Below are 8,350 nucleotides of genomic sequence, written 5' to 3'. Positions count from 1 at the left end.
TTACCAACGCCGACAAGATGGTCGCCGAGCTGGAGGACCCCTACATCCTCATCCACGAGAAGAAGCTGACCGGCCTCCAGGCCATGCTTCCCATGCTCGAGGCCGTCGTCCAGACCGGCAAGCCCCTGCTCATCATCTCCGAGGACGTCGAGGGCGAGGCGCTTGCTACGCTCGTCGTCAACCGCCTGCGCGGTGGCCTCAAGGTGTGCGCGGTCAAGGCGCCGGGCTTCGGCGACCGCCGCAAGGCCATGCTCGAGGACATCGCCGTCCTGACGAACGGCCAGGTGATCTCCGAGGACCTCGGCATCAAGCTCGAGAACGTGTCGCTCGACATGCTCGGCCGCGCCAAGCGGGTGACGGTCGAGAAGGAGAACACCACGATCGTCGACGGCGCCGGCAAGAAGAAGGACATCGAGGCCCGCGTTTCGCAGATCAAGGCGCAGATCGAGGAGACCACCTCGGACTACGACCGCGAGAAGCTGCAGGAGCGTCTGGCCAAGCTCGCCGGTGGCGTCGCGGTCATCCGCGTCGGCGGCGCGACCGAGGTCGAGGTCAAGGAGAAGAAGGACCGCGTCGACGACGCCCTGAACGCGACCCGCGCGGCCGTCGAAGAGGGCATCCTGCCGGGCGGCGGCGTCGCCCTGCTGCGCGCGCTCTCCTCGGTCAAGTCGCTCAAGACCCAGAACGACGACCAGAAGACCGGCGTCGAGATCGTCCGCAAGGCGATCATGGCCCCGGCCCGTCAGATCGTCGACAACGCCGGCGGTGACGGCGCGGTCGTGATCGGCAAGCTGCTCGAGTCGAAGGACTACGCCTGGGGCTACAACGCCCAGACCGGCGAGTACGGCGATCTGGTCAAGGCCGGCATCATCGACCCGACCAAGGTCGTGCGCACCGCCATCCAGGACGCCGCTTCGATCGCGGGCCTGCTGATCACCACCGAGGCGATGATCGCGGAGCTCCCGAAGAAGGACTCCCCGATGCCTCCGATGGGCGGCGGCGGCATGGGCGGCATGGATTTCTGATCCAGCCCCTTCGCTCTCAGCGAAAACATGGGAAGGCCCGGCGCAAGCCGGGCCTTTTCTTTGCACGGAGGCAGGCGGTGCGGCGGGCGCGTCACACCCGCGACATTGCTCCGTAACCTCCGGCTATGCCTTCCCGTCCTATTGCCTGCGCAAGCAGGGGGGCGACCCGGCCACGCATTTCAGCGGCACGGTCTTCTCCGGGGCCATGACAATTCGGTGCTCGCGCTGGTGTGTGGCCAGTTCGACGCGGTGGCGACCTTCCAGGTCAACGAAAACTCCGGCGTGGTGCAGCGGCTGACCAACAAGGCGATGATCCCGCAGGGCGCGACTCGCGTGATCTGGACGTCGCCGCTGATCCCGGCAAGCCCGTTCTCGACCCGAGCCAATCTGGCCGAGGGCCTGAAGCGCGATTTCGTCGCGGCGATGATGGCGATGAAGACCGACGCTCCGGAGGTGTTCAGGACCTTCACCGACGGCCAGGTCTCGACCTACGCCCCGGCGAAGCACAAAGATTATCTGGACGTCATCGCTGTGACCGAGGAACTCGAGGCGCGCCGCAAGCAGAAGCCCGGCGGCTGAAACCTCGCGGATCGCCGCAACGAGGCCCGGCTCGCGCCGGGCCATTTTCATTGCCGCGGGCCCGTCGCGGCATGACAATTTGCTCATCTTGACGCTGCGCCATTGAACGGCCGCATCGGCTGCGACATGGTCGCGCTCGCGGGTTTCGCCGCGATTCCAGCCCTGGTCAGGATCAGCCGATGCGTCCGTTGAGTTTTGCCGTCGCCGCGCTCGCCGTCGTCGCGCTCGTGGCGGGCCAGCAGAGCGGCAGTGCCGGCACGATCGGCATGGGCGTGGTCGGCGTGCTGCTGGCGCTGGCGACCTTCCGCGCGCAGACGATCGCCACTTTCCTTCGGATCTTCTCCGTCATCTTCGCCGCCGAATACGTGCTGACGGGTGCAGCTGCGCTGCTCGGCCAGGCGGGCTACTGGCCGGCCGGGTTGCGGGCCCTGGTCCCGCCCCCGAGCCTGCCGATCACGATCGCCGTCTTCGGCATCATCGTCTACGCTATCTCCTTCGTGCCCGCGATCCAGCGGATCGCGCGACTGGCATCCCCCTTCTTCGAGGAGGCGCAGACCACTACCGCCGAGCTCTGGCCGATCGGCCCGTTCAGCATCGCCACGGGCCGTCTCGGTGTGCTGCTACTGGTCTTCCTCGTCGTGCTGAACCAAATCCAGGTCGGTATCTCGCTGCGCCTGTCCTTCTTCAACCGCGACTTCTACAACGCGATCCAGGAGAAGGACGCGGCGAGCTTCTGGTATCAGCTGATCTACGTCTTCAGCGTCTGGGCGGCGATCTTCATCGTCTCGAACCTGATCGAGCTCTTCGCGAACTACACGCTGCTGATCCGCTGGCGCCGCCACATGGCCGAGAGCTTCAGCCGCATCTGGCTGCGCGACGCCAACCATTACCGGGTCGCGCTGGCCGGAAGTGCCGACAACCCCGACCAGCGCATCGCCGAAGACACGCGCGCCTTCGTCAACCAGACCTACAACTTCGCGCTGCCGCTGCTGACGCAGGTGTCCACGCTGGTCTCGTTCTCGATCATCCTCTGGTCGATCCCGGTCGCGAGCGTGGTGCCCGGCACCGACATCTCGATCCCCGGCTTCATCTTCTGGATGGCGCTGCTCTATTCGGTCGTGGCGACCTGGATTGCCCATATGATCGGCAAGCCGCTGATCACGCTCGAATTCGAGCAGGAGCGCCGCGAGGCGAATTTCCGCTTCTCTCTGGCCCGGCTGCGCGAATACTCCGAGCAGATCGCGCTGATGCGCGGCGAGGCCTCCGAGCAGCGCCATCTCAGCGCGCGCTTCGGGGACATCGTGGAAAACTTCTACCGGCTGGTCTGGGCGAGGCTCCGGCTGGGGAGCTTCACCTATTCCTTCAACCAGGCGAATGTGGTGGTGCCCTATATCCTGCTGGCGCCGCATTATTTCTCGGGCCGGATCACGCTGGGCATCATGACGCAGGTCGCCGGCGCCTTCGACCGCGTCCAGACGGCGATGTCCTTCTTCATCGACCGCTACCAGGCGATCGCATCCTACATCGCCTCGATCAACCGCCTCACCAGCTTCGAAGCGGCGATCGCGCAAGCCCAGGCCGCGACGGCGGGAGAGGCAGGGCTGCATCGGACGCACGGACCCGATGGCGACGTTCATATCGGCGCCACCACGCTGATGCTGCCGAACGGCGCGCCGATCGTGCGCATCGACGACCTGGATCTCGGCCAGGCGCGGCGGACCCTGGTGGTCGGCCCGTCGGGCTCGGGCAAGTCGACGCTGTTTCGCGCCATCTCCGGCATCTGGCCGTTCGGCGAGGGACAGGTCGGCATCCCAGCCGATGCGCAGATCATGCTCCTGCCGCAGCGCCCCTATCTGCCGCAAGGGACGCTGCGCTCGGCCCTGGCCTATCCGGCGGAAGCGGGTGCCTATGACGATGCCGCCATCCGCGAGGCGATGAACAAGGTCCGCCTCGGCCATCTCCGCGACCGGCTCGACGAGGTCGATTTCTGGGGTCAGCGCCTGTCGGGCGGCGAGCAGCAGCGGCTGGCGGTGGCCCGCGCCCTGCTCGCCAAGCCGGACTGGCTCTTCCTGGACGAGGCGACCGCCTCGCTCGACGAGAAGCTCGAGAACGAGATCTACGCCACGATCGACGAGGTCCTGCCGCAGACCCGCGTGATTTCGATCGGCCATCGCTCGACGCTGCGCGAGATGCACGATGTGGTGGTGACGATGGAGCCGAATCCGGACGGCACCTACACGCCGCGAATGCCGGCGAAGGCGTGAGCGGCGGTCAAGGGATCATGCGGAGAAAAACGACGTCATCCCGAACAAGCGGCGCAGTCGCGCAGATCCGGGATCCATCATGAGGCTCCGTCGGACCCTATGATGGATCCCGGGGCAAATCCCGGGATGACGGAGATGGTCATGCGGACGATGCGCGGGAGCGTCAGAAGCCGCGGTCGAAGCGCAGTTCGCCGGCCGCGCCCTTCAGGACGAGCTTGCCGTCGACAAGGTCCCAGTTGCGGGTGCCGCGCAGCGCCGTGAGATAGGCGCGCTCGAACTCCGCCTGGCCCTTGTCGCAGTTGCGCTTGGTCAGCGCGAGCGGGCCGACTGCGAAGCCCTGCTGGCGCAGTGGATAGGCCGAGGCCGAAAAGGTGTTGCAGCCGCCAAAGCCCGTGCCGCGCAGATTGGCGTCCACCTGCAGCGTGGCGCGGCGGTCCGCGATGGGCTTGCCGTTGAGCATGACGGCGGACCAGGACGCGCCGAGCGGGAAGGTCTTCTCCTGCTGCTGCTGGACGGCCGGCGCCTGCTGCCCGAGTTCCTCCCGCGACGGCATCTGCTGGCGGCGCTGGGCCTGCGCATCGGTCGGCAGCAGCAGGGGCGCGGCCATGGCGGCGAGGAGGGCGGCATAGCCAAGGCGTCGTATCATGATCGTCTTACCCGGTCGTCGAACCTGAAAAATCCGGGCGACCCTAACGCATCGCCGGCCTCGTGGGAAAGCGCGTAGCCGCCTATCGCCCCGCGATCAACCGCGAAGCTGCTCGGCCGGTCTTCCCAGGCCGGTGTCATCGCGGGGCACCATGTCGAAACCATGAGCGCAGGGCGGATTTTTGTGTTGGTGGCTGCATCCACAAGGCAAGCCGCAGCGTATCGCTCCACACGTCCGCGTGACGTCGTCCAGCGGACGGCTTCATCCCCCCGGAGCCGTCAGCGACCGGCGAGGCCGCCTGCCCCCCAGCGGCGGCCTCGCTTGGCCGCGATCACCGGGCCGCGCCAGCGGTCGTCACAGGCGCGACTGCAGGCGCTCGATCAGCGGGTTGGCCTTGCGGAAGACATAGGCCGGCGCGGAGACCGTGACGTCGTCGGCACCGGCCGCGGCGAGATGCTCGACCAGAGCGAACACCGCCTTTTCCGGGCAATGCACCGTCAGCACGCCGCCGGCCGGGCTCTCGCCGAAGGGCAGCCGCGCGCCGAACGAGGCGCCGAGATCTCCGAGCGTGTCGGAGGGAGCATCGAGCCTGGCGCGGATCTCGCGTACCGAGCGCGCCTCCTCCTCGGCCGCGATGCGCGACAGGATGGCGTTGGCGGCCGCCCGCGCCCGCTCGCCCCAGGGCGCACGCACGGAGGCGACGAGATTGGCCTCCGAGGCCAGCATCACGCCATCGTCGAGGATCTTCAGCGCGTTCGCTGAGAGCGTCGCGCCGGTCGTGGTGATGTCGACGACGATCTCGGCCGTGCCGGCGGCCGGCGCGCCCTCGGTCGCGCCCAGGCTCTCGACGATGCGGTAATCGGCGAGCCCGTGGCGGGCGAAGAAGCGGCGCGTCAGGTTGACGTATTTCGTGGCGACGCGAAGCTTGCGGCCCTGGCGGCTGCGCATGGCGGAGGCGACGTCGTCGAGATCGGCCATGGTCCGCACGTCGATCCACGCCTGCGGCACGGCGACGACGACATTGGCGTGGCCGAAGCCGAGCGGCGTCAGCATCTCGACCGCCGCATCGGCATCCGCGACCTGCTCGCGCACCAGATCCTCGCCGGTTATGCCGAGATGGGCGGCACCCGAGGCGAGCTGCGCGACGATCTCGGAGGCCGAGAGGAAGGCGACCTCGGCGCCCTCGACGCCGGCGATCGTGCCGCGATAATCGCGCTCGCCGCGCGACTTGACGAATTTCAGCCCGGCGCGACCGAAAAAGGCGGTGGCGTTTTCCTGCAGCCGGCCCTTGGAGGGCACGGCGAGAACCAGCGGGGCGTCGTTGACGGTGTCGGTCATGCGGCGTCTCCCGCCAGGCGCTCGAGCCAGATCGATGCGCCGACGGCCGGAATCGGCGCGGCCGCGCCGAGGCGCCCAAGCACCTGGTCGTAGCGACCGCCGCCGGCGACCGGCTTGCCGTCGCTGCGGGCTTCGTCGTGCAGCTCGAAGATGAAGCCGGTATAGTAGTCGAGATTGCGGGCGAAGGCGGCCTGGAAGCCGATCGCCCCGACATCGACGCCGCGCACGGCGAGGAACCCGGTGCGCTCGTCGAAGGCGTCGAGCTCGCGGGCGAGCTCGAGCGAGGCCTGGTCGGCGAGCGCCCGCAAAGCGGCTGAGGCCGTGTCAGGATCGCCCTTGATCGCCAGCACCTGCGCCAAGAGCGCCTTCACGTCGCCATTGACCGGGTTCTCACGCTCTGCGGCGCGCGCCAGGAAGCGCTCGGCGATATCGGAGGCGCTACGGCCGCCGACGGTCGAGATACCGGCGATCGACAGCACGTCCTCGACGAAGGCCTTCGCCGCCTTGGGGTCCTGCCCTTCCAGCGCCTTGAGCAGGCCGGCATGGGCGGTCTCGCCGGTGGCGACCGGGGGATCGAGCGCCTCGACGGCCTCGATGCCGCGGCCCTGCACGACGGCGCGCATCAGGCGGCGGCGGGCGCCGGCCGGGACGGCAAGCCCGTCCAGCAGGGCGCTGAGCAGGGCGACGTCGCCCATCAGGATCTTCGGCTGGGCGAGGCCGAGCGCGGCGGTGGCCTCGACCGTCAGCGCCATGATCTCGGCGTCGGTGGCGGCGAAATCGTCGCGGCCGAAGGATTCGATTCCCGCCTGCGCGAATTCGCCGGGCTCGCCCGAGCGCATCCGGAAGACCGGGCCGGCATAGGCATAGGCGGCAGGCTCGGTGCGGCGCGACGCGATGTGATCGAGCGCGACGGGGATGGTGTATTCCGGCCGCAGGCACCAGTCGCGGCCATCCGAGTCCTGCGTCATGAAGATGCGGCGGCGGATGTCCTCGCCCGAGAGATCGAGAAAGACGTCCGCCGGCTGTAGGATCGCGGGCTCGGCGCGGGCATAGCCCTCGCGCGCAAACAGCGCGATCACGGTCTCGATGCTGGCAGCGGTCGCGGGCACGGCGGCGTCATCCTGTTTCCGGGCGCTGTCCTAGCAGCGGCAGGCGCGATTTTCGAGGCATTTGAGGGAAATGGGTGAACGGGAATCGGTGGGGCCTCCCTTCTCCCCTTGCGGGAGATGGTGGCTCGGCGCAGCCGAGACGGATGAGGGGTCGCGCTGCCCTATCCGTCATGGCGAGGAGCGCCAGCGACGAAGCCATCCAGGGGACGTGGAGCGCTACGGGGCTGGGTTGCTTCTCTGCGCTCGCAATTGTCTCTTGGCGATGTGTCAGAGTGGTGTTGGTTCCCGGGAGGGAACGCCGTGGCCCGGGACGGCCATCCCGAGCCACGGCGCGCGAAGACCGGCCGTCTCGCAATCGGGCTCGACGCCCGCCGTCATCGAGGTCGTCTTCGCGCCGCTTCCTCCACGCTTGGTGAGTTGCCTGGGCCATCCGAGACGGAAACGCCCGCAGACAATCACAAGCTGAAACAGGATATGACCGATGAGCGCTGTCGTCACCCCGTCCCGCATCCTCGGCTGCGATGTCGGCAAGTCCTTCATCGCCGTCCACGACCCGGCCTCCCTGACGGCCTGGGAGATCGCCAATGACCAAGACAGCCTGAACGCCTTCGCCGCCACGCTCGATCCGACCTGCCTCGTCGTCTGCGAAGCGACCGGCGGATACGAGACCCTCCTGCTCACGGCCCTGCTCGCCGCCGCCATCCCCGCCCACCGCGCCGACGCCCGCAAGGTCAAGGCCTTCATCCGGTCTCATGGCGTGCTCGCCAAGACCGACGCGATCGATGCCAAATGGCTCGCCCGCTACGGGCAGGAGCGTCACGCCACCCTGCCGCGCTGGAAAGCTCCCGCCTCGAACCGCCTCATGCTCCAGAACCTGGTTCAGGCCCGCCAGGACCTCGTCGTCACACGCGGCGCCTTCCGCAACCGCAGCCAGGCCCCGACCTGCATCACCACCATCCACGCCGAGCTCGTCGAAGCCATCGATGCCGGCATCGCCCGCCTCGACGACGAGATCGCCACGATCATGACGCAAGACGCCGCACTGGCCGAAGAACTCAAGACGCTGCGAACCATCAAGGGCTTCGGCAAGACCAACGCGCCAGCCGTCATGGCCCTCATGCCCGAACTCGGCTCGCTCGGGCGACGACAGGCGGCAGCTCTCGCCGGTCTGGCGCCCCATCCCAGACAAAGCGGAGCCAGGGACGCCTACCGCGCGACCCGCGGAGGCAGGCCCGCGCTCAAGCGAGCTCTCTTCATGGCTGCCCTCGTCGCCGCTCGGCACAATCGCGCCCTGCGCGACTTCTACGAAAGGCTCTGCCAACACGGCAAAAAACCGATCGTCGCCATCACCGCAGTCATGCGAAAACTCATCGTCATCGCAAACGCAAA

Annotated in this window: 6 protein-coding genes and 1 pseudogene; 4 read left to right on the top strand and 3 right to left on the bottom strand. The window is 68.0% G+C overall.

Annotation, left to right across the window (positions count from 1 at the left end):
* From groEL to Q8M82_RS17805, 3 genes are all read left to right on the top strand, one after another.
* Positions 1-1,025 (top strand): chaperonin GroEL (gene groEL / locus Q8M82_RS17815; RefSeq protein WP_305692655.1); only part of this gene is annotated, 1,025 nt, incomplete at its 5' end.
* 27 nt (positions 1,026-1,052) lie between these two features.
* Positions 1,053-1,604 carry a PhnD/SsuA/transferrin family substrate-binding protein gene (locus Q8M82_RS17810; protein ID WP_305692654.1) on the top strand — a complete coding sequence of 184 codons (552 nt, stop codon included), beginning with the start codon at positions 1,053-1,055 and terminating at the stop codon, positions 1,602-1,604.
* A 179-nt stretch (positions 1,605-1,783) separates the two neighbouring features.
* Complete coding sequence (locus Q8M82_RS17805) at positions 1,784-3,868, top strand: ABC transporter ATP-binding protein/permease (RefSeq protein WP_305692653.1); 2,085 nt, start codon at positions 1,784-1,786, stop codon at positions 3,866-3,868.
* A gap of 163 nt (positions 3,869-4,031) precedes the next feature.
* Here the strand turns inward: Q8M82_RS17805 and Q8M82_RS17800 are convergent, their stop codons facing one another.
* From Q8M82_RS17800 to Q8M82_RS17790, 3 genes and pseudogenes are all read right to left on the bottom strand, one after another.
* Positions 4,032-4,514 (bottom strand): META domain-containing protein, encoded by a 483-nt coding sequence (locus tag Q8M82_RS17800; protein ID WP_305692652.1) that lies wholly within the window; start codon positions 4,512-4,514, stop codon positions 4,032-4,034.
* 354 nt (positions 4,515-4,868) lie between these two features.
* Positions 4,869-5,852, bottom strand: a complete 984-nt coding sequence (hisG, locus tag Q8M82_RS17795) for an ATP phosphoribosyltransferase (RefSeq protein WP_305692651.1) — start codon at positions 5,850-5,852, stop codon at positions 4,869-4,871.
* Positions 5,849-6,967: pseudogene (locus tag Q8M82_RS17790) on the bottom strand (ATP phosphoribosyltransferase regulatory subunit); the annotation flags it as partial. The gene hisG and the pseudogene Q8M82_RS17790, both read right to left, overlap by 4 nt.
* Before the next feature lie 475 nt (positions 6,968-7,442).
* On the opposite strand from Q8M82_RS17790, the gene Q8M82_RS17785 reads away from it, so the two are divergent.
* A partial coding sequence (locus Q8M82_RS17785) for an IS110 family RNA-guided transposase (RefSeq protein ID WP_305692650.1) occupies positions 7,443-8,350 on the top strand: 908 nt, incomplete at its 3' end.

It is taken from the genome of Allobosea sp. (assembly GCF_030694325.1).
In the GTDB taxonomy this organism is placed as follows: Bacteria; Pseudomonadota; Alphaproteobacteria; order Rhizobiales; family Beijerinckiaceae; genus Allobosea.
The sequence above is the reverse complement of the archived record's forward strand: the minus strand, read 5'-3'. Positions and strand labels throughout refer to the sequence as shown.

Bases quoted from the DNA above. Each gene is read 5' to 3' on its own strand.
- Q8M82_RS17810 (WP_305692654.1), top strand. From the start codon at position 1,053: ATGGGAAGGCCCGGCGCAAGCCGGGCCTTTTCTTTGCACGGAGGCAGG.
- Q8M82_RS17805 (WP_305692653.1), top strand. From the start codon at position 1,784: ATGCGTCCGTTGAGTTTTGCCGTCGCCGCGCTCGCCGTCGTCGCGCTC.
- Q8M82_RS17800 (WP_305692652.1), bottom strand. From the start codon at position 4,514: ATGATACGACGCCTTGGCTATGCCGCCCTCCTCGCCGCCATGGCCGCG.
- hisG (WP_305692651.1), bottom strand. From the start codon at position 5,852: ATGACCGACACCGTCAACGACGCCCCGCTGGTTCTCGCCGTGCCCTCC.